This is a genomic window from Massilia sp. ZL223, assembly GCF_018119395.1.
Taxonomy (GTDB): domain Bacteria; phylum Pseudomonadota; class Gammaproteobacteria; order Burkholderiales; family Burkholderiaceae_D; genus Telluria.
This window is the reverse complement of the sequence record NZ_JAGPWD010000002.1, coordinates 1-26,738: the sequence shown is the minus strand read 5'-3', so window position 1 is coordinate 26,738 and position 26,738 is coordinate 1. Positions and strand designations below refer to the sequence as shown.

The 26,738-nt window shown below is 64.3% G+C and carries 20 protein-coding genes and 4 tRNA genes; 5 read left to right on the top strand and 19 right to left on the bottom strand.

The window, feature by feature from the left end; all coding sequences use genetic code 11:
* Positions 1–107: 107 nt before the first annotated feature.
* The 16 genes from rpoB to KBW95_RS01510 form a co-directional block, all read right to left on the bottom strand.
* Positions 108–4,217, bottom strand: coding sequence for a DNA-directed RNA polymerase subunit beta (gene rpoB / locus KBW95_RS01585; protein ID WP_211526661.1), 4,110 nt, complete (start codon positions 4,215–4,217; stop codon positions 108–110).
* A 309-nt stretch (positions 4,218–4,526) separates the two neighbouring features.
* Positions 4,527–4,904: a 50S ribosomal protein L7/L12 gene (gene rplL, locus KBW95_RS01580; protein ID WP_211518321.1), complete on the bottom strand. Its 378-nt coding sequence runs from the start codon at positions 4,902–4,904 to the stop codon at positions 4,527–4,529.
* Between the two features lie 69 nt (positions 4,905–4,973).
* The gene (gene rplJ / locus KBW95_RS01575) at positions 4,974–5,498 is read right to left on the bottom strand and encodes a 50S ribosomal protein L10 (RefSeq protein ID WP_211526660.1); all 525 of its coding nucleotides are present in this window, start codon (positions 5,496–5,498) and stop codon (positions 4,974–4,976) included.
* A gap of 273 nt (positions 5,499–5,771) precedes the next feature.
* Positions 5,772–6,467, bottom strand: coding sequence for a 50S ribosomal protein L1 (gene rplA, locus KBW95_RS01570; RefSeq protein ID WP_211526659.1), 696 nt, complete (start codon positions 6,465–6,467; stop codon positions 5,772–5,774).
* The gene (gene rplK, locus KBW95_RS01565; protein ID WP_211526658.1) at positions 6,467–6,898 is read right to left on the bottom strand and encodes a 50S ribosomal protein L11; all 432 of its coding nucleotides are present in this window, start codon (positions 6,896–6,898) and stop codon (positions 6,467–6,469) included. Before rplK ends, rplA begins: the two co-directional genes overlap by 1 nt.
* Positions 6,899–7,085: 187 nt before the next feature.
* Positions 7,086–7,694 carry a transcription termination/antitermination protein NusG gene (nusG, locus tag KBW95_RS01560; RefSeq protein ID WP_211526657.1) on the bottom strand — a complete coding sequence of 203 codons (609 nt, stop codon included), beginning with the start codon at positions 7,692–7,694 and terminating at the stop codon, positions 7,086–7,088.
* Between the two features lie 2 nt (positions 7,695–7,696).
* A complete protein-coding gene (secE, locus tag KBW95_RS01555) occupies positions 7,697–8,083 on the bottom strand; it encodes a preprotein translocase subunit SecE (RefSeq protein ID WP_211526656.1) in 387 nt (128 codons plus the stop codon).
* 33 nt (positions 8,084–8,116) lie between these two features.
* Positions 8,117–8,192 (bottom strand) — tRNA-Trp (locus KBW95_RS01550).
* A 99-nt stretch (positions 8,193–8,291) separates the two neighbouring features.
* Complete coding sequence (gene tuf / locus KBW95_RS01545) at positions 8,292–9,482, bottom strand: elongation factor Tu (protein WP_211527338.1); 1,191 nt, start codon at positions 9,480–9,482, stop codon at positions 8,292–8,294.
* Positions 9,483–9,567: 85 nt separating this feature from the next.
* A tRNA-Thr gene (locus KBW95_RS01540) sits at positions 9,568–9,642 on the bottom strand.
* A gap of 35 nt (positions 9,643–9,677) precedes the next feature.
* Positions 9,678–9,751 (bottom strand) — tRNA-Gly (locus KBW95_RS01535).
* A gap of 41 nt (positions 9,752–9,792) precedes the next feature.
* Positions 9,793–9,877: transfer RNA gene (locus KBW95_RS01530), tRNA-Tyr, on the bottom strand.
* A 235-nt stretch (positions 9,878–10,112) separates the two neighbouring features.
* A complete protein-coding gene (locus KBW95_RS01525) occupies positions 10,113–11,642 on the bottom strand; it encodes an HDOD domain-containing protein (RefSeq protein ID WP_211526933.1) in 1,530 nt (509 codons plus the stop codon).
* A gap of 6 nt (positions 11,643–11,648) precedes the next feature.
* Positions 11,649–13,346 (bottom strand): response regulator, encoded by a 1,698-nt coding sequence (locus KBW95_RS01520; protein ID WP_211527337.1) that lies wholly within the window; start codon positions 13,344–13,346, stop codon positions 11,649–11,651.
* Positions 13,347–13,507: 161 nt separating this feature from the next.
* A complete protein-coding gene (locus KBW95_RS01515) occupies positions 13,508–14,491 on the bottom strand; it encodes a J domain-containing protein (RefSeq protein WP_211526931.1) in 984 nt (327 codons plus the stop codon).
* A 109-nt stretch (positions 14,492–14,600) separates the two neighbouring features.
* Entirely contained in the window at positions 14,601–15,749 is a 1,149-nt protein-coding gene (locus KBW95_RS01510; protein ID WP_211526930.1) for a class I SAM-dependent methyltransferase, read from the bottom strand.
* 78 nt (positions 15,750–15,827) lie between these two features.
* Here KBW95_RS01510 and KBW95_RS01505 point away from each other — a divergent pair, with 78 nt between their 5' ends.
* From KBW95_RS01505 to KBW95_RS01490, 4 genes are all read left to right on the top strand, one after another.
* Entirely contained in the window at positions 15,828–16,622 is a 795-nt protein-coding gene (locus tag KBW95_RS01505) for an SDR family oxidoreductase (protein ID WP_211527336.1), read from the top strand.
* 15 nt (positions 16,623–16,637) lie between these two features.
* The gene (locus tag KBW95_RS01500) at positions 16,638–17,036 is read left to right on the top strand and encodes a dihydroneopterin aldolase (protein WP_211527335.1); all 399 of its coding nucleotides are present in this window, start codon (positions 16,638–16,640) and stop codon (positions 17,034–17,036) included.
* Positions 17,033–17,950 carry a tRNA 2-thiocytidine(32) synthetase TtcA gene (ttcA, locus tag KBW95_RS01495; protein ID WP_211527334.1) on the top strand — a complete coding sequence of 306 codons (918 nt, stop codon included), beginning with the start codon at positions 17,033–17,035 and terminating at the stop codon, positions 17,948–17,950. The genes KBW95_RS01500 and ttcA overlap by 4 nt, the downstream gene beginning before the upstream one ends.
* 80 nt (positions 17,951–18,030) lie before the next feature.
* On the top strand, positions 18,031–18,534 hold the full coding sequence (locus KBW95_RS01490) for a histidine phosphatase family protein (RefSeq protein WP_211527333.1): 504 nt from the start codon (positions 18,031–18,033) through the stop codon (positions 18,532–18,534).
* A 171-nt stretch (positions 18,535–18,705) separates the two neighbouring features.
* On the opposite strand, the gene KBW95_RS01485 is transcribed toward KBW95_RS01490, so the two are convergent.
* The 3 genes from KBW95_RS01485 to KBW95_RS01475 form a co-directional block, all read right to left on the bottom strand.
* The gene (locus tag KBW95_RS01485; protein ID WP_211526925.1) at positions 18,706–20,466 is read right to left on the bottom strand and encodes a M14 family metallopeptidase; all 1,761 of its coding nucleotides are present in this window, start codon (positions 20,464–20,466) and stop codon (positions 18,706–18,708) included.
* A gap of 90 nt (positions 20,467–20,556) precedes the next feature.
* The gene (locus KBW95_RS01480) at positions 20,557–22,152 is read right to left on the bottom strand and encodes a S41 family peptidase (RefSeq protein WP_211527332.1); all 1,596 of its coding nucleotides are present in this window, start codon (positions 22,150–22,152) and stop codon (positions 20,557–20,559) included.
* 145 nt (positions 22,153–22,297) lie between these two features.
* Positions 22,298–25,867: an indolepyruvate ferredoxin oxidoreductase family protein gene (locus tag KBW95_RS01475; protein ID WP_211526923.1), complete on the bottom strand. Its 3,570-nt coding sequence runs from the start codon at positions 25,865–25,867 to the stop codon at positions 22,298–22,300.
* Between the two features lie 224 nt (positions 25,868–26,091).
* Between KBW95_RS01475 and KBW95_RS01470 the strand changes: the two genes are divergently transcribed.
* Positions 26,092–26,601: an Lrp/AsnC family transcriptional regulator gene (locus KBW95_RS01470; RefSeq protein ID WP_211526922.1), complete on the top strand. Its 510-nt coding sequence runs from the start codon at positions 26,092–26,094 to the stop codon at positions 26,599–26,601.
* The last annotated feature ends 137 nt before the right edge of the window (positions 26,602–26,738 follow it).

Here is a 26,738-nt window from a genome sequence, read left to right as displayed (position 1 = left end):
GGATCCAAGTTTTCGGCTGATCACCGAACTTAGGTTCCCGCCTGCGCGGGAACGACGGTCTTGAGGGTGCAGGCCGGGCCCGAAGGCTGGCGGCCGTGCTGGCCTGCTTAGCTGCGCTCGAGATCGATGTCGATACCCAGCGAGCGGATTTCCTTGACCAGCACGTTGAACGATTCCGGCATGCCCGCGTCGATCACGTGATCGCCCTTGACCAGGTTCTCGTACACCTTGGTACGGCCGTTCACGTCGTCCGACTTCACAGTCAGCATTTCCTGCAGCACGTACGATGCGCCGTACGCTTCCAGTGCCCACACCTCCATCTCACCGAAGCGCTGGCCGCCGAACTGGGCTTTACCACCCAGCGGCTGCTGGGTCACCAGCGAGTACGGGCCGGTCGAACGGGCGTGCATCTTGTCGTCGACCAGGTGGTGCAGCTTCAGCATGTGCATGAAGCCCACGGTCACCTTGCGCTCGAAAGCTTCGCCGGTGCGGCCGTCGAACATCGTGACCTGGTTCTTCGACGGGGTCATGCCCAGGTGGGCAGCGATGTCGTCCGGGAACGCCAGGTCCAGCATGCGGCGGATGTCGTCTTCGTGGGCGCCGTCGAACACCGGGGTCGCGAACGGCACGCCGTTCTTGAGGTTGCTCGCCAGGCTCAGGATTTCTTCATCGCTGAAGCTGTCCAGGTCTTCCTTGCGGCCGGTTTCGTTGTAGATCTTGCCCAGGAAGGTACGCAGGTCTTGCGCCTTCGCTTGTGCAGCCAGCATCTCGCCGATGCGCCAGCCCAGGCCCTTGGCAGCCCAGCCGAGGTGGGTTTCCAGGATCTGGCCGACGTTCATACGCGACGGAACGCCCAGCGGGTTCAGCACGACGTCTGCCGGACGGCCATCGGCCATGAACGGCATGTCTTCCACCGGCACGATACGCGAGACCACACCCTTGTTACCGTGGCGGCCCGCCATCTTGTCGCCCGACTGCAGGCGGCGCTTGACGGCCAGGTAGACCTTGACCATCTTCTGCACGCCAGGCTGCAGCTCGTCGCCCTGGGTCAGCTTCTTGCGCTTCTCTTCGAAGGCCAGGTCGAACTGGTGGCGCTTCTCGTTGATCGATTCCTTGATCGCTTCCAGCGCGTTCGCGGTGTCGTCGTCCGCCGGGCGGATGTCGAACCAGTGGAACTTGTCCAGGTCGGCCAGGTATTCCGCGGTGATCGCGGCGCCCTTCGCCAGCTTCTTCGGACCGCCGTTGACGACCTTGCCGACCAGCATACGCTCGAGACGCTGGAAGGCGTCGCCTTCCACGATACGCATCTGGTCGTTCAGGTCCAGGCGGTAGCGCTTCAGCTCGTCGTCGATGATCTGCTGGGCGCGCTTGTCACGCTGGATGCCTTCGCGGGTGAACACTTGCACGTCGATGACGGTGCCGACCATGCCCGAAGGCACGCGCAGCGAGGTATCTTTTACATCCGACGCTTTCTCACCGAAAATTGCGCGCAGCAGCTTCTCTTCCGGGGTCAATTGGGTCTCGCCCTTCGGGGTGACCTTACCGACCAGCACGTCGCCGGCTTGCACTTCGGCGCCGATGTAGACGATGCCCGACTCGTCCAGGCGAGCCAGCTGGTTCTCGGCCAGGTTCGAGATGTCGCGGGTGATTTCTTCCGCGCCCAGCTTGGTGTCGCGTGCGACGACGCTCAGTTCCTCGATGTGGATCGAGGTGTAGCGGTCGTCCTTGACCACGTTTTCCGAGATCAGGATCGAGTCTTCGAAGTTCAGGCCGTTCCACGGCATGAAGGCCACCAGCATGTTCTGGCCCAGTGCCAGTTCGCCCAGGTCGGTCGAGGCGCCGTCGGCGATGACGTCGCCGCGTGCCACGCGATCGCCCACTTGCACGATCGGACGCTGGTTGATGTTGGTGTTCTGGTTCGAACGGGTGTACTTGATCAGGTTGTAGATGTCCACACCGACTTCGCCGGCTTGCGCCTCGTCGTCGTTGACGCGGATGACCACACGGCCCGCGTCGATGTAGTCCACCACGCCGCCGCGCAGGGCTTGCACGGTGGTGCCCGAGTCGACCGCCACGGTGCGCTCGATGCCGGTACCGACGACGGCTTTTTCCGGACGCAGGCAAGGCACGGCCTGGCGCTGCATGTTGGCGCCCATCAGTGCACGGTTCGCGTCATCGTGCTCCAGGAACGGAATCAGCGAAGCTGCGACCGACACGATCTGGCCCGGGGCCACGTCCATGTACTGGATGCGTTCCGGCGAGACCAGGATGGTTTCGCCTGCTTCACGCGCCGACACCAGTTCGTCGATCAGCTGACCTTCGTCATTGATCTTCGCGTTTGCCTGGGCAATGATGTAGCGGCCTTCTTCGATCGCCGACAGGTATTCGATCTTGTCGGTGACCTTCGAACCGTCGACCTTGCGGTACGGGGTTTCCAGGAAGCCGTATTCGTTCAGGCGGGCGTACAGAGCCAGCGAGTTGATCAGGCCGATGTTCGGGCCTTCAGGCGTTTCGATCGGGCACACGCGGCCGTAGTGGGTCGGGTGCACGTCGCGCACCTCGAAGCCGGCGCGTTCGCGGGTCAGGCCGCCCGGTCCAAGAGCCGAGACGCGGCGCTTGTGGGTGACTTCCGACAGCGGGTTGGTCTGGTCCATGAACTGCGACAGCTGCGACGAACCGAAGAATTCGCGGATCGCGGCCGAGATCGGCTTGCTGTTGATCAGGTCGTGCGGCATCAGGTTGTCCGCTTCGGCCTGGCCGAGGCGTTCCTTGACGGCGCGCTCGACGCGCACCAGGCCGGCGCGGAACTGGTTCTCAGCCAGTTCGCCGACGCAACGCACGCGGCGGTTGCCCAGGTGGTCGATGTCGTCGACTTCGCCGCGGCCATTGCGCAGCTCGACCAGGATCTTGATCACGGCCAGGATGTCGTCGTTCGACAGGGTCATGTCGCCGGTCAGTTCGTCGCGGCCGATGCGGCGGTTGAACTTCATGCGGCCCACGGCCGACAGGTCGTAGCGCTCGGCGCTGTAGAACAGGCCGTTGAACAGGGCTTCCACCGATTCTTCGGTCGGCGGTTCGCCAGGACGCATCATGCGGTAGATGGCCACGCGGGCGGCGGTCTGGTCGGCGGTGTCGTCGGTGCGCAGGGTCTGCGAGATGTAGGCGCCTTGGTCCAGGTCGTTCGTGTAGAGCGTCTGGATGTCGGTGACGCTGGCGTCGCGCAGCTTGCCCAGCAGTTCGTCGGTCAGCTCGTCGTTGGCGTTGGCGATGATCTCGCCGGTGTCCTGGTCGACGATGTTGCGAGCCAGCACGCGGCCCAGCAGGTAGTCTTCCGGCACCGAGATGGTCTTGATGCCGGCGGCTTCGATGTCGCGCACATGCTTGGCATTGATGCGCTTGTCCTTGGTCACGATGGTCTTGCCCGACTTCGGATCGACGATGTCGAAGCGCGCGACTTCGCCGCGCAGGCGTTCGGACACGAACTCCAGCTCGCCGCCTTCATTGCGGAGGGTGAAGTTGTCGAAGACGAAGAAGTTCGCCAGGATCTGTTCCGGCGTCATGCCGATGGCCTTCAGCAGGATCGTCACCGGCATCTTGCGGCGGCGGTCGACGCGGAAGAACAGGATGTCCTTCGGGTCGAACTCGAAGTCCAGCCACGAGCCGCGGTAAGGAATGATACGGGCCGAGAACAGCAGCTTGCCCGACGAGTGCGTCTTGCCGCGGTCGTGTTCGAAGAACACGCCCGGCGAACGGTGCAGCTGCGAGACAATGACACGCTCGGTGCCATTGATCACGAAGGAGCCGTTGGTGGTCATCAGGGGCAGTTCGCCCATGTAGACTTCCTGCTCTTTCATTTCCTTGACGACCGGCTTGGTCGGCGATTCCTTGTCCAGGATCACCAGACGCACCTTGGCGCGCAGCGGCGACGCGAAGGTCAGGCCACGCTGTTGGCACTCTTTCACGTCAAACGCGGGGTCGCCGAGAACGTAGGACAGGAATTCGAGGCGTGCGAAACCGTTGTGCGACACGATCGGGAAGATCGAGGTGAAGGCCGACTGCAGGCCTTCGTTCTTCCGGACGGAGGGGACGGAGTCTGCTTGCAGGAAGTTCTCGTAGGATTCCAGCTGGGTAGCCAGCAGGTAGGGAACGTTGTGAACGTTGGCGCGCTTCGCGAACGACTTGCGAATGCGCTTCTTCTCAGTAAATGAGTAGTGCATGGACACTCCGTGAGTGACAGAAAGGATGAGAATTCAGGAATTGCCAGTGGTTGCTCTACGACACTAAAACCACATGCAAGGCCTGAAGCCTCGAACTTTCACGCCAGATGAAAAGGACACCGAACTGCTGTGATACGATATTTCTGTGCTGCGGTACTGCCTGGTACTGCTTGCTACGCACAACGCATGGAGCGGACGTTTGGCGCAGGGACGACAAAAGAGCCAAAGCCGCTTTTCCCGCCTTCCGACGAGATCCGCAAGCTTTGACTCCTACGCTGGGCACTGCGAACAGTGCCCGGAGCGATTGTATTACTTCAGCTCGGCCTTGGCGCCAGCTTCTTCCAGCTTCTTCTTAGCGGCTTCAGCGTCAGCTTTCGGCAGGGCTTCTTTCACGGTCTTCGGTGCGCCGTCGACCAGATCCTTGGCTTCCTTCAGGCCCAGGCCGGTGATTTCGCGGACGGCCTTGATGACGCCGACCTTGTTCGCGCCGACTTCCGACAGAACAACGTTGAACTCGGTCTGCTCTTCAGCAGCAGCTGCGCCGCCAGCGGCGCCGCCAGCTGCCGGTGCTGCCATTGCAGCTGCCGACACGCCGAACTTCTCTTCGAAAGCCTTGACCAGGTCGTTCAGTTCCATGACCGACATTGCGCCAACTGCGTCCAGGAACTCTTCTTTGCTAATTGCCATTTGAAACTCCAAATATATTGTGTGTGTACTACAGGATTGGTTCTACTTGAACAGAAAGGACCGAAGCGATTACGCTTCGGTGGCTTCCGCTGCCGGAGCAGCGGCGCCTTCGCCTTTTTGTGCTGCGACTGCAGCCAGAACTCGTGCAAAGCCCGACACCGGTGCCTGCATAACGCCCAGCAGCTGGGCGATGAGGACTTCACGGCTCGGGATGCTTGCCAGCGCGGTCACGCCGGCGACATCCAGTGCCTTACCAGCGTAGTTACCAGCTTTCACGACCAGCTTGTCGTTGGTTTTAGCGAAGTCGTTGATGACTTTCGCTGCTGCAACGGCGTCGTCCGAGATCGAGTAGATCAGCGGACCGGTCATGGAATCAGCCAGCGCGGCAAACTGCGTGCCCTCAACCGAGCGACGAGCCAGCGTGTTCTTCAGAACACGCAGGTAGACGCCCTGGGCACGTGCGGCTGCACGGAGTTTGGTCAAGTGAGCAACCTGGATGCCACGGTACTCAGCCACGACGATGGTCTGCGCGGTTGCAACTTTCGCGCTTACCTCTTCGACGACGGCCTTTTTGTCATTCAGATTAAGACCCACGGTCAATCTCCTTAAATGATGCGAACAACATTGTTCACATCGGTTCGAACACGGCGTCCGAAGTTAAGAAGTCAATCTAACGCGGATGAACTCACGCAGCGTGGACTACAAAACTTGTTCGGGTACACCATCTGCGTTGGGTGGTCTATTAACCTCCGGCTCAACCTCTGCCTTCGGCCCAACGGTCTTTGATTGCCTGCCGAAACGGTGATTTGTCTCGACAGCCCAAAGATGCGCCCCGCACTGTTCTGCGGGGTCTTGATTCTTTACAGCTTAAGCAGCGATCGAAGCGTGGTCGACGCGGACGCCAGCGCCCATGGTCGACGAGATCGCGACCTTGCGCAGGTACACGCCCTTCGAGGTTGCCGGCTTCGCCTTGTTCAGGGCGTCGATCAGCGCAACCAGGTTCGACTTCAGTTGTTCATCGCTGAACGACTTGCGGCCGATGGTGGCGTGGATGATACCTGCCTTGTCGGTACGGTACTGGACCTGACCGGCCTTGGCGTTCTTGACGGCGCCAGCCACGTCCGGGGTCACGGTGCCAACCTTCGGGTTCGGCATCAGGCCGCGCGGGCCCAGGATCTGGCCCAGGGTACCGACGATACGCATGGTGTCCGGCGAAGCGATGACCACGTCGAACGGCATGTCGCCGGCCTTGACGCGTTCTGCCAGGTCTTCCATGCCGACGATGTCGGCGCCGGCTGCTTTAGCAGCTTCAGCCTTGTCGCCCGAAGCGAACACAGCAACGCGCACGGTCTTGCCGGTGCCAGCTGGCAGCACGACGGAGCCGCGGACGACCTGGTCCGACTTCTTCGGGTCCACGCCCAGTTGAACGGCGACGTCGATCGACTCGTTGAACTTGGCGGTGGCGAATTCCTTGACGATCGACACAGCGTTGTCGAACGCGTAGACCTTGTTACGGTCCACTTTTGCTTTCATTTCTTTGACGCGCTTGGACAGCTTAGCCATTACACACCCTCCACCGTGATGCCCATCGAACGTGCCGAGCCAGCGATGATACGCACTGCTGCGTCCATGTCGGCGGCGGTCAGGTCCGGCTGCTTGGTTTTTGCGATTTCTTCAGCTTGGGCGCGGGTCAGCGAACCGACCTTGTCGGTATGCGGCTTCGGCGAACCCTTGGTGATGCCAGCGGCTTTCTTGATCAGGTAGGTTGCCGGCGGGGTCTTCATCACGAAGGTGAAGGACTTGTCGGCGAACGCGGTGATCACGACCGGAATCGGCATGCCCGGCTCGAAACCCTGGGTCTGGGCGTTGAACGCCTTGCAGAATTCCATGATGTTCAGGCCGCGCTGACCCAGTGCCGGGCCAATCGGAGGGGATGGGTTTGCTTTACCAGCCGGAACTTGCAGCTTGATAAAGCCAATGATTTTCTTTGCCATGAATGGCTCCTATCTTGACTTGAGTAGTAGCGCCCCACCGCGACTACTCGCTCGGCGGGGCTCCTCTTACCGGATTCCGCCTTGCTGCTGCGACGCTCCGATTAAAGCGTTGTATTTGATTTGTTGGGGACAGAGTACCGCTGCGCTTCGCGACGCGAAGCTTCGCTTAACTCTTTCCCGCAAGGGGTCATACTTTCTCTACCTGCCCGAACTCCAGCTCCACCGGAGTCGCGCGGCCGAAGATGGTGACTGAGACACGCACCTTCGATTTTTCGTAGTTGACTTCCTCGACGTTGCCGTTGAAGTCGGTGAAGGGGCCTTCCTTGATACGCACTTGCTCGCCCACTTCGTACAGGACCTTCGGCCTCGGCTTTTCGACGCCTTCCTGGACCTGCTGCATGATCTTGTCGATCTCGCGCGCCGGGATCGGCGTCGGCTTGTTCGACTTGCCACCGATGAAGCCGGTGACCTTGCTGGTGTTCTTAACCAGGTGCCAGGTCTCGTCGGTCATTTCCATTTCGACGAGGACGTAGCCCGGGAAGAAGCGGCGCTCGGAAACGGCCTTCGAGCCGTTGCGCATTTCGACGACTTCCTCGGTCGGCACCAGGATCTGGCCAAACTGCTCCTGCATGCCCGCACGCTCGATGCGCTCGGTCAGGGCGCGCATGACGCTCTTTTCCATGCCGGAGTAGACGTGCACGACGTACCAGCGCTTGTTGCTGACCGGAACACTCAGGGGAGCGGAAGCGTCTTGTGCCGGGACGTCGCCCGGCACCTTGTCTTGGTTTTCGCTCATGTTTATTTCCAACCCAGGATCACGTCGTACAACAGGAATTCGAGGAATTTATCCGTGCCCCACAGGAAAATCGCCATCACAGCCACGAAGGCAAATACGATGCCGGTGATCTGGGTGGCTTCCCGACGGGTCGGCCATACAACCTTTTTGGTTTCACGCACCGATTCCTTGGCGAAGCTCAGGAAATCGCGACCGGTAGCGGAGGTCCACAAAAGCAGGACAGCAAAAACTAAACCAGCCAAGAGGGCGCCGGCGGCGACCAAGGCTGGTTTGTTCTGGCCGGTCAGGTAAAAGAACCCGACCACACCTGCAATCACAGCAACCACCGCCAGGGCGACCTTGAACTTGTCATTCGAGGTGCTGACAGTTTGCACGGATTGGTTCGACATACTTTTTCTTTCGGCGCCAGGCGCCAGATTCGGTGGCAGGGGCGGAGGGAATCGAACCCGCGACCTTCGGTTTTGGAGACCGACGCTCTGCCAATTGAGCTACACCCCTACGAAAACTTCTCGCTGAATCCAGCATTATACAGCACACGCGCGTATGCTGGCAATGCTGTTCGAGGGAGGCATTGGCGCCTCCCTCTTACATCGCTTATTAGGCGATGATCTTGGCAACCACGCCGGCGCCGACGGTACGGCCGCCTTCGCGGATTGCGAAGCGCAGACCTTCTTCCATCGCGATCGGAGCGATCAGCTTGACGGTGATCGACACGTTGTCACCTGGCATGACCATTTCTTTGTCGGCCGGCAGCACGATCGAACCGGTCACGTCAGTCGTACGGAAGTAGAACTGCGGACGGTAGTTGTTGAAGAACGGGGTGTGACGGCCGCCTTCGTCTTTCGACAGGACGTACACTTCGCCGGTGAAGTCGGTGTGCGGCTTGATCGAGCCCGGCTTGGCCAGAACCTGGCCACGCTGGACGTCTTCACGCTTGGTGCCGCGCAGCAGCAGGCCGACGTTGTCGCCAGCTTGACCCTGGTCCAGCAGCTTGCGGAACATTTCCACGCCGGTGCAGGTGGTCTTGACGGTGTCGACGATACCGACGATTTCGATTTCTTCGCCGACCTTGATGATGCCGCGCTCGACACGACCGGTCACCACGGTACCGCGGCCCGAGATCGAGAACACGTCTTCCACCGGCATCAGGAAGGCGCCGTCAACGGCACGTTCCGGGGTCGGGATGTACGAATCCAGTGCGTCAGCCAGACGGATGATGCAGTCTTCGCCCATCTCGCCAGCTGCGCCTTCCAGCGCCATACGAGCCGAACCCTTGATGATCGGCAGGTCGTCGCCCGGGAACTCGTACTTCGACAGGAGCTCGCGCACTTCCATTTCGACCAGTTCCAGCAGTTCTGCGTCGTCGACCAGGTCGCACTTGTTCAGGAACACGATGATGTAAGGAACGCCAACCTGACGCGCCAGCAGGATGTGCTCGCGGGTCTGCGGCATCGGGCCGTCAGCGGCCGAGCACACCAGGATCGCGCCGTCCATCTGCGCAGCACCGGTAATCATGTTCTTGATGTAGTCGGCGTGGCCCGGGCAGTCAACGTGAGCGTAGTGACGGTTCGCGGTCTCGTACTCGACGTGCGCGGTGTTGATGGTGATGCCGCGTGCCTTCTCTTCCGGAGCCGCGTCGATCTGGTCGTATGCCTTGGCTTCGCCGCCGAACTTCTTCGACAGAACGGTTGCGATCGCAGCCGTCAGGGTGGTTTTGCCGTGGTCAACGTGACCGATGGTGCCGACGTTGACGTGCGGCTTGGTCCGTTCGAATTTTTCCTTTGCCATTTCAGACTCCTAAGATCTAACGATTTTTTTGAGAATTACCAGGCACACCTGACGGACGAGTATTGCGGACTGCCGTACAAAATTCTGGTGCCCTTGACGTGGATTGAACACGTGGCCTCTCCCTTACCAAGGGAGTGCTCTACCACTGAGCTACAAGGGCTTATTTTTTGCGATGTTGAAACACACCGCGAACACTGGAGCGGGTGAAGGGAATCGAACCCTCGTCGTAAGCTTGGAAGGCTTCTGCTCTACCATTGAGCTACACCCGCGAGGTACAACTTCTTTCAATTCGCTTCACGACTCTTCTTTTTGGTGGTGGGGGCTGGATTCGAACCAGCGTACTCAGAGAGGGCAGATTTACAGTCTGCTGCCTTTAACCACTCGGCCACCCCACCGCGAAGAACCGCAGAGTATGAAGCAAGCTCAACGTGTTGTCAACTATGTTTCAGCAGACTTTGTCCGCGTCGCATAGCAGCGTTGCTTCGGGGCGTGATTGTAACGGGCGGGGTCGAAGTCTGCAAGGGCTGTTTTGTATGACCTGCAAAAAACGTGTTTTGGAGGCATTGCGGGGGAGTTGAGGCTGGCTGAACTTGGGTCCCCGCCTTCGCGGGGACCCAAGTTCCACACCGCTCAAGGCGCCAGCGCCGCCAGCACCTGCCCCTTCAACGCCTTGATCAGCGAAGTCTCATCCGGCGGCACGCCTTCAGGCGCCGTATTGGTGCGGTCCGCATAGAACAGCCCCAGCTGCGCCTTCCCCACCACCAGCGGCAGCACGATGAAGCTCTTCGCATCCGGCAGCAGCTCCTTGTGCCAGGCCGGCAGCAGATCGCGGATCTTGGGACTCCCCGCATCCGAGATCATCAGGTCCGCATCGTTCTCCATCGCCAGGTGGAACAGGTCGCGCCCGGGCGCCGCGGAAAACGCGAAGCCCGCCTGCAGCCGCTTGCCTTCCTCGCCCAGCGACACCCGCGCCCGGTACTGCCCCGCGCGCGCATCCTTCAGGCACACGCAGGCGAAACGGAAGCCCAGCGCCCCATACAGGGTCTCGAGTACGGCGAGGATCACGTCGTTGACCTTGCCCTGCCCCGAGGCCCGCAGCTGGGTCACGTCCTGCACGCCGGCCAGCAGCAGCTCGCGCGCGTTCTTCGGCTTGCCGCTCGGGTGCGTGCCATCCTGGTCTTCCTCGCCCGCGTCCAGGGTCGCGAGCAGCAGCACATTCGGCAGTCCGCTCGCGTTTTCCGGCTCGGTCTTGGGCGCCGGCTCCATGTTCATGCTCTGCAGCAGGGCGCTCATGCCCTCCTGCACGGCGGCGAACAGCGCGTCCATGCGCTCCTTATCGAGCTCCAGCGCCTGGCCGTAGCGCTGCAAGAGGTTGCGCGCCTCCAGCGTGTCGGCCGGCTCGTGGCTGCGCGCCATCAGGCGCGCGATGTCCAGGCCGAAGGACGCCACCTGGCGCATCCACTCGCCGCGGTTGGCCGCCACCCGCACCGCCGTCGGCGGCAGCGAAGCCTGGGCGCGCACGATCACGTCGGGGATCTTCCATTCCGCCAGCACCGCCTCGGACAGGGCGTCGTAGCTGCAGCCGAGGATCAGCTGCGAGGCCTGCCCGGCCGTATGCTTGCCGGCCGCGATCAGGGCCGAGATTTCGCGGTAGCGGTCGTGCTCGTGGCTGGCCACCAGCAGCGGGCCGAGATTCTTGAACAGCGCGCAGATCGCCGCTTCCTCGGCGCCCTGGTAGAAGCTGTGGCGCGCCATCTCGCGCCCCACCAGGCTGGCGCACAGGGCGGCTTCCAGCTCCACGCGCACGCTGCCGGCATGGTCGCCGCTGTCCAGGGCGTCGACCAGCAGCATGGCCAGGGCGGTGGCCTTGACGTTGTCGAAGCCCAGCAGCGAGATGGCGCGCGAGATCGTGGTCACCGGCGTGCCGGACGCCGTGCGGTACTGGACGGTGTTCGACAGGCGCAGGATGCGCTGGGTCAGGGCCACGTCCGACACCACGTAATAGGCCAGGTCGTGGGTGCCCTGGTCGTCGCTGGAGGCCATCTCGACCACGCGCGCGACCGAGGCGCCGAGGGCGAACATCTCCTCATCGCCGCAGACCTTGTGCATCAGCGCGGCGCGCACGCGGCGGGTCGCGCCTTCGGGTGGCGTGGTGGTCATGCTTCCTTAGCCTGCTTTCCGCACGGCGCCGAACACCGGCACGGCCAGCGCCGGCGTCACGCCCGCGGGACGCGGCGCAGCGCTGCGCGGCGCCGACTTGTTGTACTTCTTGAGCACCTGCTGGTGCAGGGCCGCCAGCGCGGGCAGCTTGCCGTTGCCCGGATCGAGCTGGCGCACCTTGCCGATCAGGGCGGGCACCTGCTGGCCGAGGCGCTCTTCCCAGCCCTGGTGCTCCAGGCAGCGCAGCGCCGCCAGCGCCGCGTTGAAGGCCACGGACGGGTTCTGCGGCAGCTTGACGGCCGCCTCCAGCATCAGCGCCACGGCGCCCTTGTAGTCGCCGCTCTTGGCGCGCGCGGCGCCGCCGGCGACCAGGTCGATCACGTGCTGGCGGCTTTCCTGGGCCAGGGTGCGCGCCAGCTCGGGATGGCCGGCCTGCTCCAGTACGCCCATGGCGCGCGTCATCACGGCCTCGCTGGCGGCATTGCGCATCACGTCGCGCACGATCTCCGAGGCGCCCTCTTCCATGTTGTTCTGCAGGCAGGTGCGCGCCAGCTCCAGCTTGAGGTCGGAAGACAGGGTCGGTGCTTCCTTGCAGGCGGTCAGCGCGGTGCTCAAGGCTTCGTTCAGGCGGGTCTCGTTGCCGGTGTACTCGTGCAGCAGGGCCGAGGAGATCGCGCTGCACAGGGCCGTGTTCGGACGTCCGCCCATCGAGCGGTCGAGGTCGCGGATCACCGAGGCGGCAGCCACCGGATCACCCTTGACGACCAGGGTGCGCACCAGTTTCACGTGGTCTTCGGGATCGCGGAATTCGGAATACCTGGCCTTGTCGACCACCTTCTTGAAGGCCTTTTCGGCCCCCTCGGTGTCGCCCGCCTCGAAGGCGGTTTCGGCCAGGGTGCGCAGGCGCCGCACGGCGTGGGGCGAGACCGCCACCGCCTCGTTCAGCACCGCCTGCGACCTGGCCAGGTCGCCCACCGCCGCATGGGTGCGCGCCAGCCAGTCGGCGGCGTCGACGAAGGTGCGGTTGGTGGCCACCAGGTCTTCCAGGATCTCGCGCGCTTCCTCGTAGCGCTTGCGCACGAACAGGGTCTTGGCCAGGCCCAGGCGCGCCCAGGCGATCGCCTTGGCCTCGACCAATTGGCGGTAGATCGGCTCGGCCTGGTCGGCCTCGCCGAGGAACATGTGCAGCTCGGCGCGCAGGCGCAGGAAGTCGATGGCGTAGCGCGGATACTTGGCCTGGGCGTCGATGCAGGCGGCGATCGCCTCGCGCTGGTCGCCGGCGTCCATCAGGGCATAGACCGGCAGGAAGGCGTTGCGGCGGTCGAGGGCGCGCGCGATGCGCTCCAGCAGGCGGTCGGCGGTGAAGGGCTTGAGCACGTAGTCGGTCGGCGCCAGCTCGGCGGCACTGACCACCTTGCTCTGGTTACCTTCGGCGGTGACCATGAAGAACATGGTCGACAGCGGCATCAGCTTGTGGTGGCGCAGGTCTTCCAGCAGCTGCTGGCCGTCCTGGCCGCCTTCGAGGTCGTATTCGCACAGGACCAGGTCAAAGGCGCGCAGCCCCAGGTGCTTGACGGCCTGGTTCGAGCTGCTGGCGTGCTCGATCCGGGTCAGTCCGCACAGGTTGAGCATGCTGTGGATGTTGGCGCGCATCCCGGCATGGGGCTCGATGATCAGGGCGGTAAGGCCTTCAAGTTCGTTCATGGGTTCCGTTTCAGCCTGCGTTGGGCATGTCGGCCGGGCTGCATTGGCGCGCGGCATCGGCCAGTATATTACGGCAGAGGAACAAATTAATTAAATCGGGTAAAGACGACAACACCGGCGTGCCCGGTGTGCGGGGAAAATGCGACAGCTCTGAATGCGGCTTAGTTATCGAAACCGATTGCCGCAGCCTGGCGCAGCGGCGTGCGGCGGCCATTGACGCACTCGGCCTTGCTGGCGCCGATGACGATGTTCTGGTAACGCACCTCGTACTTGCCGGCCGCAAGCTTGTCGATTACGAAACTGGCGCGCGCCTGCACGAAGGCGTGGCGCACGTTCGAGCGGCGGTCCAGGTCGTAGAGCTTGACGAACACCGGCGAGCTGTTGGCGCTGTTGTCGATCAGGACCTGCATCTCGCTGCCGTTGTTGCCGACCGGGTAGCCGGCCAGGTAGCCGGATTCGGCCGGCCAGGGGTCGCCGCTGGGCGCGCTCAGGGTCTGCAGGTCGGTGCCGCAGTCCGGCGCGCGCTGGGGCACGACCAGCTGGGTGACGGCGAGCGCCTTGATCTCGGGCGGCGGCTCCTTGCCGGCCTCGCCGCTGTAGCGGCGCGCCCAGCCTTCGATGCTGGTGTCGTTGCCCAGTTCGTCCGGATGGGCGGGATTGGCGGCCGCCGCGTCGGTGGCGTTCGCCGGGGATGCGGGCTTGCCCGGCCAGGCCAGGGCGTTGGGCAGGAGATTCGGCTGCTGGGCCAGCAGCACCGTGCAGGCGGCGCCGGCCACGAAGCAGGTGGCCAGGCCCAGCCACCAGCGCGGATCGCGCAGCAGGCGCGCCCGGCGCGCGCCCTCGGGCGGACGGGCTTCCCAGCTCTCCGGGCGGGCGCGCCCTTCCTCGGCGTTCGAGCTTTCCACCCACTCGACCTCCCATTCTTCCGACGCGATCCAGTCGTCGTGCTCCTTGCGGCGCACCGGGTCGGACAGGGTGTTGTAGGCGGTATTGACGATCGCCATGATGCGGGCGGCCTTTTCGTCGCCCGGGTTCTTGTCGGGATGGTATTTCTGGCTGAGAGCCTTGTATGCCGCACGAATGACTTCCTGCGGCGCGCCGCGCGCAACCTTCAGGTTGTCATAGTGGGTGTGGATCTTGGCCATGGTGTGTGATGTGCGCCCTGCTTGCTCGACGAATAATAGCCGATCCGGTGACTGCGCCAAGTGACAAGCTTAGCCGGATTTGTGTCCGCTGTGCAAGATATCACGAAGTCTACAGGCGGTGGCTTCGGTCGGCCTGCACGATTGCCTCCGGCAAGTCGATGCCCTGGCCGACCACCAGCACCTTGAACAGCTCGCCCATCTCGGCCGGCGACACCAGCTTCTGCACCGCCTTGGCCTGGGGCAGGTAGCGCAGCGGGTCTTCCGGGTCGTGTTCCATCAGCAGTTCGCCGATCCCCGCGCCCAGCAGGAAGGCGGCCTGGCTCATGTAGGCCAGCACCGGCAGGCCGGCTTCCTGGGACGCCAGCGCCATGGCCGTGAAGTCGACGTGGGCCGTGATGTCCTGCAGGCCCGGCAGGTAGAAGGGATCGGGGTGGGCGTGGTGGCGGTAGTGGCACATCAGGGTGCCGCCCATGCGCTGGTCCAGGTAGTACTCGTGGGCCGGGAAGCCGTAGTCGAGCAGGATGGCGGCGCCCTTCCCTCCCTCGAACATGGCGGCCAGCGAGCGCATGAAGCCGTCGCTCACCGGGTGGATCTCGGTCAGGTAGCCTTCCGGGCGCTGGTCATGGTCGGGAATCTGGCGCGCCAGCTGGGCCTGCAGTTCCGCATCCAGGGGCTGCTGCACGAAGGCGAAGGCGCCGTCCTCGATGGTGACCATCTGGCGGCGCCAGCCCTGGGCCGTGTTCAGCACCAGTTCGACCGGCATGGCGTCGAGCACCTCGTTGGCCAGCACCACGCCCGAGAAGCGTTCCGGCATGGCGTCCAGCCAGCGCACCTGGGGCAGGTCCTTCAGGGCTTCCTGCTGGCGCGCGCGCAGCTCGCCGGAGAGTTCGATGATGGTATAGGAGTTGACGGCCACGCCCTGGGCCGCCAGGGCCGCGAGCACGTCGCGCGCCAGCTTGCCGGTGCCGGCGCCGAACTCGATGATGTCGGGCGCGCTTTGGGCGATAATAGCGCCTGCCACGCGCGCGAGCGCCGCGCCGAACAGGGGCGTGATCTCGGGCGCGGTCGTGAAATCGCCCTCCGCGCCGAGCTTGGACGCGCCGCCGCTGTAGTACCCGAGCCGGGGCGCGTACAGCGCCAGCTCCATGAAACGCGAAAACGCAATCGCTCCGCCCTGCCGTTCGATGTCAACGGCGATGAGCTCTTGCAGGGAGTGGGACGCGCTGAGTGCGTCGCGGTCGGGTGCGGGCAAAGACATGCCGGCATTGTAGCGAGATCGGCCCATATCAACAATTTGGCCCATTATTTGGCCCCTTCGGCGGGCCCACAGGACAAGATGACGGACAAGGCTTCGACCACCTCTCCCAGGATCGCGCTCGTGACGGGCGCGGCGCGCCGTTTGGGACGCGCCATCGCGCTCGGCCTGGCCCGCGCCGGCTGGGACGTGGCCGTCCACTACCGCCAATCCGAACCGGACGCCCTGGCGACGGTCGAGGCCATCCGCGCCCTCGGCCGGCGCGCCGTGCCGCTGCAGTGCGACCTGGCCAATGAGGCCGCCGTACGCGCCCTGCCCGGCCGCGCCGCCGCCGAACTCGGCCCCGTGTCTTGCATTGTCAACAACGCTTCGTTGTTTCAATACGACAGCGCCACCGAGTTTTCTCCGGTATTGCTGGCAACCCACATGCAGGCGAACGTGGCCGCGCCGCTGCTGCTGGCGCAGGCGCTGTACAAGGCCACGCCGGAGGGCGGGCAGTCCGTGGTGATCAACTTGCTGGACCAGAAACTGTACAATCTCAACCCGGATTTTCTGTCGTACACGCTGTCGAAGGCCGCGCTGCACAGCGCCACCACGATGCTGGCCCAGGCGCTGGCGCCGAAACTGCGCGTGGTCGGCGTGGCGCCCGGCATCACCATGGTGTCGGGCGAGCAGAGCGAGGAAGGCTTTGCGCGCGCCCACCAGGCCACGCCGCTGGGGCGCTCCTCGACGCCGCAAGACATCGCCGACGCGGTCGTCTACGCGGCCGGCGCCCGCGCGCTGACCGGCACCACCCTGCTGGTCGATGGCGGCCAGCACCTGGTGCCGCTGGGGCGCGACGTGATGTTCCTGACTGAAACACCCAATTCAATTTAATCGATAAGGCTAACCATGTTGTCCGCCCTGACCCACCCGAGCTTGCGCGATTGCCGCCGGCTGTTCCTGCGCAACTACGAAGTGATGATCAACATCGGCGTCCACGACTTCGAGAAGAAGGCGGAACAGCGTGTCATGATCAACGTCGACCTGTACATCCCGCTCGAGCAGTCGACCCCGAAGGCCGACCAGTTGTCGGAAGTGGTGGACTACGACTTCATGCGCGAGACCATCGCGCAGCGCGTCGCCAAGGGCCACATCCACCTGCAGGAAACCCTCTGCGACGACGTGGTCAAGGCGATGCTGCTGCATCCGCGCGTGCGCGCGGCGCGCGTGTCGACCATGAAGCCGGACGTCTACCCCGACTGCGAAGGCGTGGGCGTCGAAGTGTTCCAACTGAAGGAAGAAGCATGAGCGAAGCGGATCTCGACCAGCTGGCGGTCGACACCAAGAAGGCGGAAAAAGTCGCCTACGAGAACAACAAGCTGCACAAGCGCCTGTGCCGCCTGGTCGGCCAGGCCATCGGCGACTTCAACATGATCGAGGACGGCGACAAGGTGATGGTCTGCCTGTCGGGCGGCAAGGACAGCTATGCCCTGCTCGACATCCTGATGACCTTGCGCGAGCGCGCGCCGATCCACTTCGACATCGTGGCGGTAAACCTGGACCAGAAGCAGCCGAATTTCCCGGCCGAGGTACTGCCGGCCTACCTCGAGAAGCTGGGCGTGCCCTACCACATCGAGAACCAGGACACCTACAGCATCGTCAAGCGCCTGATCCCGGAAGGCAAGACCACCTGCTCGCTGTGCTCGCGCCTGCGGCGCGGCATCCTCTACCGCGTGGCGGACGAGCTCGGCTGCAACAAGATCGCCCTGGGCCACCACCGCGACGACATCCTCGAAACCTTCTTCCTCAACATGTTCTTCGGCGGCAAGCTGAAGGGCATGCCGGCCAAGCTGGTCTCGGACGACGGCAAACACATGGTGATCCGCCCGCTGGCCTATGTGCGCGAGGCCGACACCGAGCGCTATGCCGAGGTGAAGGGCTTCCCGATTATCCCGTGCGACCTGTGCGGCTCGCAGGAAAACCTGCAGCGCAAGCAGATCAAGGCCATGCTGCGCGAGTGGGAGAAGAAGCATCCGGGGCGCGTGGACAACGTGTTTTCGTCCCTGAACACCGTGGTGCCCTCGCACCTGATGGACCGCAACCTGTTCGGCTTCGCCGACCTGAAGGTGGACGGCGTGGCCAATCCGAACGGCGACATCGCCTTCGACGAGGAGCCGTGCTCGACGCCTGCGGCCAACATCATCTCGCTGACCCAGCTGTAAGCCCCGGTTTAGGCCCAATCGGCGGCGGAAAGAAAGCAGAGGCGTGGTACTCTGCTTTTTTTTCGTCCAAGAGGATTGCGATGTGCGTGACTTCCCGCCTGCTGAGACAACTGGCCCTGGCCTTGGCCGTCTTCCTGCCCTGCGCCGCCATGGCTGAACCGAGCATTGTTTACCTGGTGCGGCATGGCGAAAAAGCCGCCGTCGGCCAGGACCCCGAACTCACGCCGCAGGGACAGGCGCGGGCGCGCAATATCGCCACCATCCTGGGACGCGCCGGGATCACGGCCGTGTTCAGCACGCCGTATGTGCGCACCCAGCAGACCGCGCAGCCGCTCGCCAGCCAGCTCGGGCTGCAGGTGCAGAGCTACGATCCGCGCGCGCCGAAGGCGCTGGTGGAGAAGGTGAAGGCGCTCACCGGGCCGGTGCTGGTGGTGGGGCACTCGAATACGCTGGGGGAGCTGGTGAAGCTGTTCGGCGGGGCGCCGGGGACGGAGATCGGGGATGATGAGTATGATCGGCTGTATCAGCTGATCAATGCGGAGGGGAAGGTTACTACTGTGATGTTGAGGTCGGTGGGGCAGTAATTTTCACCAATAACGCTTGAGTCGTCCTCCCGGCGAAGGCCGGGACCCAAGTTTGCGTGCGCCGCCATGATCTTTGAACGTAGTGGCTGCAACACGAACTTGGGTTCCGGCCTTCGCCGGAACGACGGGCGAAAGGAGCGGGCCAAATGACCCGCTCCACAACTCATCTGCTTATAGCGCCACGTTCGTACGCATCACCGGATACAAGTTATAGCGCTCATCCCACGACGAATGCCGCTTGGCGAAGAACTCCAGGCGCGCATGCGGGTTCTTGGCAAACGCAGGATCGGTATCGAGCTTGCGCTGGAACTCCTCGGCCACCTTCGGATCCGCCGCCATCTGCTCGCGCGCCACATCCTCGGCCACGTACTCTTCCATGTATTCCTTGCGCTCGTAGGCGGTGTTGAACATGCCCCAGCCCGCCAGCGAATCCGGCGCCTGCGGTTCCAACATGGCCATGACCAGGCGCGCCTTCGGCTGGGCGATCGGCACGAACAGCGAACCGCGCGTCACCGTGCGCGCCTCATCCCTCCATTTGCCTTCCAGCGTCAGGCGCTGGTGTCCCTCGAACGAAGTCGCGCCGAACGTCGCCTTGTCGGCGCGGAAGGTCTCGACCTTCGCGCCCTCGATCGCCTTGTCCAGCTTGCGGAAGGCGATGCCGTGCAGCTTGAGCTTCTCGGCCACCATGGCCGCATGCGCGGCCGGCACGATGTAGCCGGCGCGCGGTGCGTTGACTTCCAGGTCAGGCACCACTTCCTCGCGCAGCGGCACGCGCCACACCTGCGGCTTGGCCTCGTCGTAGCGGGTCATCAGCATGCCCGACACGTTCGAGGGCGCGCGCGTGTATTCGTAGCCCTGGAAGTCGACCATCTGGGTCTTGTCGGTGGTGCGGTAGGTCAGCGCCACCTTGGCGTCGGCCAGCTTGGCGGCGCGGGCGTCGGCGGCGAACGCCGCCTGCTGCCAGGCCTTGCCGTGCTTCGCGACCTGCTCCAGGATCGAGATCACGGTGTTGTGGGTGACACGCACGCGGGTCGGATAGTCCTTCCACGAATGGGTCTCGACCAGCAGCGCCATGCGGTTGCGCAGCTGGAAATAGCCGGTCGAGAAGCGCGGGTCGGACACGCTGTCGACGAAGCCCGACATTGGATCGTCGGTCTTGGCGAAGGACATGTAATAGGACTGCGGCATCGAACCCTGCCTGGCGATGTCGGCGATCACGCCGGTGCGCAGCGCCAGGCCGGCCTTGCGGAATTCCGGGTCGCCCGAGTACACCGGCTCGACCTGGATCGAGACGTCGTGCTGGAACTTGGCGCCGTCGGTCACGTGCAGGTCGACATAGGTCAGCGGATCCCAGGCGTTGACCAGGCCAAGCATGGCCTGCATCTCGGGCGCGTCGGCCTTGACGTAGTCGCGGTTCAGGTTGAAGTTCTGGGCGGTGGTGCGCCAGCCCATCTCGACCGGGCCGCGCTGGTTCGGGCGGTTCCACTTGCCGAAGCGCTCGTGGCCGTCGACGTTGAACACCGGGACGAAGACCAGCACCTGCTTCTCGAGCGCGCCCTTGGCCAGCTGGCCGTCCAGCACTTCGCGCAAGGCCAGGAAGCCGGCGTCCTTGCCGTCGATCTCGCCCGCGTGGATGCCGCCCTGGATCAGGGTCACCGGCAGGCCCTGGCGCTTCGCCTCCTGCGGCGTAAAGGCGCCGCTGGCGCTCACGATCAGCGCCTTCATCGGGCGCTCTTCCGGGGTGCGGCCGAAGTCGACGCACTTGACCTGTTTCGGGTAGGCCTTCTGGAAGGCGGCGCACAGGGCGATCACTTCGTCATAGCGGCCGGTGCTCTGGAAGCCCGAACGCTCGGAAACGGTGCTCAGTGCGGTGGCGGCTTGGGACAGGGGCGCGGCGGCCAGGACGGCCAGCAGGAACGCAGAACGGATCATCGGGAAGCTCCGGCAAGTGAAGAGTCACAAAGCCGGAGATTATAGACGCGTTCACCGGCGCCGTGAGGCGGCCGGTGAAGCAGGGACAACCTAGCGGCTGCGCCGGTCGATCGCGATTTCCTTCACCAGCGGACGCACCAGTTGCGTCGGCAGCTGGCGCGCGCTGCTCTGGCCCTGCGGAGCCGGGCAGGCATTGCTGGTGCGGTAGGCCAGGGCCGTGGCCAGCAGGCCCTCGGCCGGATCGCCCACCGCGCGGGTCAGGTCGTCGGAGGCCTGGCAGGTCGGCGCGAAGCCGTCCGCGTAGTCGCCGAAGCCCTTGTTGTTGACGCCCTTGAACTCGACCGAGAAATAAGTCGTGCCGCAGTTCGGCACCGGCGTGAAGCCATAGGGCTTGCCGCAGGTCGTGCCGCCGATCTGGATCACCTCGATGTCGGCGCCGCGCAGGCCGTTGATCACCGCCTCGCTCGCCGAGCAGGTGCCCGAGGTGGCCAGGATGGTCACGCGCTTCAGGCCCAGGTAGGGCAGCGCCGTGCCGGCGGCGACCGGGTTGGGCGCGGAGAAGCCATAGGCCGTGGAGCGGAACATGATCGGCGAGTCGGAGCCGATCTTGTCGTTGTACTGCAGACGGTCGAACACCTTGCCTGCGGTCGCGGCCGGACCGGCGACCATGTAGGCCAGTTCGCTGGCGACGTACAGCAGGCCGCCGCCGTTGTAGCGCAGGTCCAGCACCAGGTCGGCGATGCCTTCCTGCTTGAAGGTGGTGAAGGCGTCGACCAGCTCCTTTTCCGACACCGCATTGTGGGTCTCGAAGCTCAGGTAGCCGACCTTGCCGCTGGCGGTGTCGATCACCTTGACGTTCTTGACCGGATCGACGCGCACTTCGGCGCCGGTCATGGTCACCTCGAATTGCGCGCCGCTGCGCTGGAAGCTGAAGCGGTGCTGGGTGCCGGCGCTGCTTGGGAACAGGCCGGCGTTGATGATGTCGACCGAGGCGTTGTCGCCCGCGCTGACGAAGTCGACGCCGTCGACGCGCATCAGCATGTCGTTGCGGCGCACGCCGGCCGCATCCGCCGGCGAGCCGGGTTCCACCGCCGTCACGATCCAGGTGCGCGGCACGCCCGAACCGACACGCGAGAAGGTCAGGCCGTAGCCCAGGTCCACGCCCTCGTTCTGCATCGCATCCCATTCCTCGGTCGGATACGTGAAGTGGAACTGGTCCTTGGGCTTGCCCGACGGGGTCAGCGCCGTCGTCTTGAGCACGTCGAAGTAGTCGATCGGATTGCTGAAGTCCGCCATCCGGTAGGTATTCGGCACCTCGTTGTACCAGAGGTAATTCTGGTGGGTCCAGGCGCGCAGGAACTTCAGCTCGTCGAGCAGGCTGCCCTGGCGGTCCGGGTAAGGCTTGCCGTTGGCGTCGACGCCGGTGCGCGGCTTGGCGCACAGGTTCCAGTAATTGCTGAAGGCATCGCCCAGCAGGCTCGGATTGGTGTCGTAGACCGATTGCTGGCCGGTGGCCGGCGGCGTGGTGGCCGGCGGCTGCTGGGACGCGGGCGGCGTGGCGCTCACGGTGGCGCCGGGCGAACCGCCTCCGCCGCCGCAACCGGCGAGGACGAACAGCGTTGCGAGCGAGGTGGACAGCAGGCGCAGGGGAAGCGCCTGGCGGCGCGGTGCGTTAGACGTTCTCATGCGTCCGATTATAGACGCGGGGATTGGGACGGAGTGCAAGCAACTGTAACAGTTGAGTCTTGCAGACAACGAAAAATGCTAGAGGTAAATCAATTGCTGCTGCATACGGTGGGCGCACGGCGCCCACCGTAGCAGGATAGCAAGCTTATGCCGCCTGGGACGCCGTGCCGGCCGGTGCGTGGAAGGCTTGCACCAGCGCTGCTTCCTTCTGCTTGGCCGCCTTCAGGTGACGCTCCTTCACGTGGCCGTAGCCGCGGATGTCTTCCGGGATGCTGGCGATCGCCACGGCCTGAGCCAGGTTGTCGGCGCTCAGCTTGGGCAGCAGCGCTTCGATGGTCTCGCGGTACTGGCCGATCAAGGCGCGCTCGGTGCGGCGCTCGGCGGTGTAGCCGAACACGTCGAACGGGGTGCCGCGCAGGCCCTTGAGCTTGGCCAGCAGGCCGAAGGCCCCCATCATCCACGAACCGTATTCCTTCTTGATCGCACGGCCTTCCTTGTCGTGCTTGGCCAGCAGCGGCGGCGCCAGGTGGAACTTGAGCTTGATGTCGCCTTCGAACATGCCGGCGATCTTGTCGCGGAAGGCCGGGTCGGTATGCAGGCGGGCGACTTCGTACTCGTCCTTGTAGGCCATCAGCTTGTAGAAGTAGCGCGCGACGGCCTCGGCCAGGCGGGTGCCCTTGCCGAATTTGGCTTCCTCGGCGCGCACCTGGTCCACGAAGGCCTTGTACTTGGCCGCGTAGGCCGCGTTCTGGTAGGCGGTCAGCAGTTCGACGCGGCGCTTGACGATGTCGTCCAGGCTCTGGGTGCGCTTGAACTCGATCACCTGGGCCGGGGTAGTCAGCTTCTTGACCGAGGCCAGGTCGTGGGCGGCGGTGCGGCCCCAGTGGAAGGCGGCCTTGTTGAAGGGCACCGAGACGCCATTCAGTTCGATCGCCTTGATCAGGGAAGCTTCCTGCAGCGGCACGTGGCCCTTCTGGAAGGCGTAGCCCAGCATGAACATGTTGGTGGCGATCGAGTCGCCCATCAGGGCGGTGGCGATCTGGCCGGCGTCGACGAAGTCGACGTTCTGCTCGCCGCAAGCCTGGAGGATGGCGCCGCGCGAACCTTCGGCCGGGAACTGCCAGTCCGGGTTCTTGACGAAAGCGGCGGTAGTGGCGCCGGTCGAGTTGACGGCGGCCCAGGTGCGGCCTTCGCCCATGCGGCTCAGCGCGTCGCGGCTGGCGGTGACGATCTGGTCGCAGCCGATCACGAGGTCGGCGCTGCCGGTGCCCACGCGGGTCGAGTGCAGGTCGGCCTGGTGCTCGGCCAGGCGCACGTGCGACATCACCGGGCCGCCCTTCTGGGCCAGGCCGGACTGGTCGAGCACGATCGCGCCCTTGCCTTCGACATGGGCCGCCATCGCCAGGATCTGGCCGACGGTGACCACGCCGGTGCCGCCGACGCCGGCGATCAGGATGCCGAAGGGCTCGCTGACCGACGGGATGACTGGCGCAGGCAGTGCCGGCGGCGCGTTGTCGGCGGTTGCGGCTTTCTTTGGCTTCTTGAGGCCGCCGCCTTCGACGGTCACGAAGCTCGGGCAGAAGCCCGACACGCAGGAGAAGTCCTTGTTGCACGAGGACTGGTTGATCTGGCGCTTACGGCCCAGTTCGGTTTCCAGCGGCTCGACCGACAGGCAGTTCGATTGCACCGAGCAGTCGCCGCAGCCTTCGCACACGGCTTCGTTGATGACGGCGCGCTTGGCCGGGTCGGGGAACTCGCCTTTTTTCCGGCGGCGGCGCTTTTCCGAGGCGCAGGTCTGGTCGTAGATCACGGCCGACACGCCTGGCATCTCGCGCAGTTCCTTCTGCACGTCCATCAGTTCGGAACGGTGGCGCACGGTGACGCCTTCGGCCCAGGCGTAGTCGTCCGGGTATTTTTCCGGCTCGTCGGTGACCACGATGATCGGGCGCACGCCTTCGGCCGCGATCTGGCGGGTGATCATGCCCGGATCGAGCGGACCGTCGACGTTCTGGCCGCCGGTCATGGCGACCGCGTCGTTGTACAGGATCTTGTAGGTGATGTTGACCTTCGCGGCCACGGCCGCGCGGATCGCCAGGATGCCCGAGTGGAAGTAGGTGCCGTCGCCCAGGTTGACGAAGACGTGCTTCTCGTCGGTGAACGGCGACTGGCCGATCCAGGTCGTGCCCTCGGCGCCCATGTGGGTGAAGGTGGAGGTCTCGCGGTCCATCCACAGCACCATGTAGTGGCAGCCGATGCCGGCCATGGCGCGCGAGCCTTCCGGCACCTTGGTCGAGCTGTTGTGCGGGCAGCCCGAGCAGAAGTAAGGGATGCGGTCGGTCTGCGGATTGGCCTTGGCCGGGATGTTCTTCAGCACCAGTTCCTTGGCTTCCAGGAAGGCGATGCGTTCGCGCACGCGCTGCTCGACCGGGTGGCCGGCGCAGTAGTGCGAGATGCGCGAGGCGATGGCGCGCGCGATCTGGGCCGGGCTCAGCTCGTAGGTGGCCGGCAGCAGCCAGTCGCCGTGGCCCATGCGGTCCTTGTTGCTCCATTCGCCGGTGTCGTCGAACTTGCCGACCACGCGCGGACGCTCGCTGTCCGGCAGATTGTACAGGGCTTCCTTGAGCGCGTATTCCATCACCTGGCGCTTCTCTTCCACCACCAGGATCTCGTCCAGGCCGCGCGCGAACTCGTGCACGCCTTCGGACTCGAGCGGCCAGGTCATGCCGACCTTGTACAGGCGCAGGCCGATGTCGCGCGCCGCCTGTTCGTCGATGCCGAGGTCGGCCAGGGCCTGGCGGGTGTCGACATAGCTCTTGCCGGCGGTGATGATGCCGATCTTCGGGGTGGGGCTGTCCCAGATGATGCGGTTGAGCTTGTTGGCGCGCGCATAGGCCAGCGCGGCATACCACTTGAAGTTGTTCATCCGGACTTCCTGGTCCAGGACGGCGTCCGGCCAGCGGATGTTCAGGCCGCCCGGCGGCAGTTCGAAGTCGTTCGGCATGGCGATCTGGACGCGGTCCGGATCGAGGTCGACCACGGCGCCCGACTCGATGATGTCGGTCACGCACTTCATCGACACCCACAGGCCGGTGTAGCGGCTCATCGCCCAGGCGTGCAGGCCGAAATCGATGTATTCCTGCACCGAGGACGGGTACAGGACGGGGATGCCGCAGTGGGTCAGGATGTGGTCGGACTGGTGGGCGGTCGACGAGGACTTGGCCGCGTGGTCGTCGCCGGCCAGCACCAGCACGCCGCCATGCTTGGCGGAGCCGGCGTTGTTGCCGTGCTTGAAGACGTCGCCGCAGCGGTCCACGCCCGGGCCCTTGCCGTACCACATGGCGAACACGCCGTCGTACTTCGCGTCCTTGTACAGGTTGGTCTGCTGGGTGCCCCAGACGGCGGTCGCCGCCAGGTCTTCGTTCATGCCCGGGTGGAACTTGACGTGGTGGGCGTCCAGGTGCTTCTTCGCCTTCATCGCGGTCTGGTCGACCGAGGTGACCGGCGAGCCGCGGTAGCCGGTGATGTAGCCGGCGGTGTTCAGGCCGGCTTTCAGATCACGCTCGCGCTGCAGCATCGGCAGGCGGATCAGGGCCTGGGTGCCGGTCATGAAGGCGCGGCCGCGCTCGAGCGTCCACTTGTCGTCGAGCGAGATATTTTGCTCGTGTTGAGCATGCTGCGGCAGCGCCAGGCTGGCGCGGTCCAGGGGTGCGTTCATTGGGTGTCTCCGTGTGTCGCTTCAGATGTGCGAACTGGCCTGCGTGGCGCCGGTACGACGGACTCTTGTTGGTCTTGTGGCCGTACACGGCAGGCGTGGGTCAGTCTCCTCCAGTGTTGCGCACAGTATAGTCCTGGCCCTCCAGCATTAAATTCCAAACAATTCCCCCCTCTTCGCGATTTGCGCAATAAAATTGCGGTACGCATGAGTAGACCGAGGGAACTATGTCAAAGATTGAGCTGGACAAAACCGACCGCAAGATTCTTGAAATCCTGCAAACCGATGGACGCCTGTCGAACCAGGATGTGGCCGAGCGCGTGAACCTGTCGCCGTCGCCCTGCCTGCGCCGCATCAAGCGGCTGGAAGAGGCGGGCGTGATCCGCCAGTACGTGGCCCTGCTCGATCCGGACAAGATCGGCCTGGGCTTGCTGGCCTATGTGAACGTACGCCTGGAAAAGCACAGCGAGGTGGCCAGCGCCAGCCGCGCTCCGGGCCTGCCGGCGACCTCGCCGCGCAACGATTTCGCGGTCTCGGTGGGAACCTGGCCGGAAGTGGTGGCCTGCTACGCGATGACCGGGGAGATGGATTTCCTGCTGCGCGTGCACGTGCAGGACATGGACCACTTCTCGCGCTTCATGATGGGGACCTTGCTCAAGCACCCGGCGGTGCTGGATGTGAAGTCGAGCTTTGCGCTGCAGCGGATCAAGGAAACCACGGCGATGCCGCTGGTGTAGAAACGGCATGCTGCTTGATTCGTTGAGTTAGCAGAAAAGCGGGGGGGGCGCCCCCCCCCCCCCCCCGGGGGGGGGGGGGTTTTTTTTTTTTTTTTTTTTGGGGGGGGGGGGGGGGGCCCGCCCCCCCCCCCCCCCCC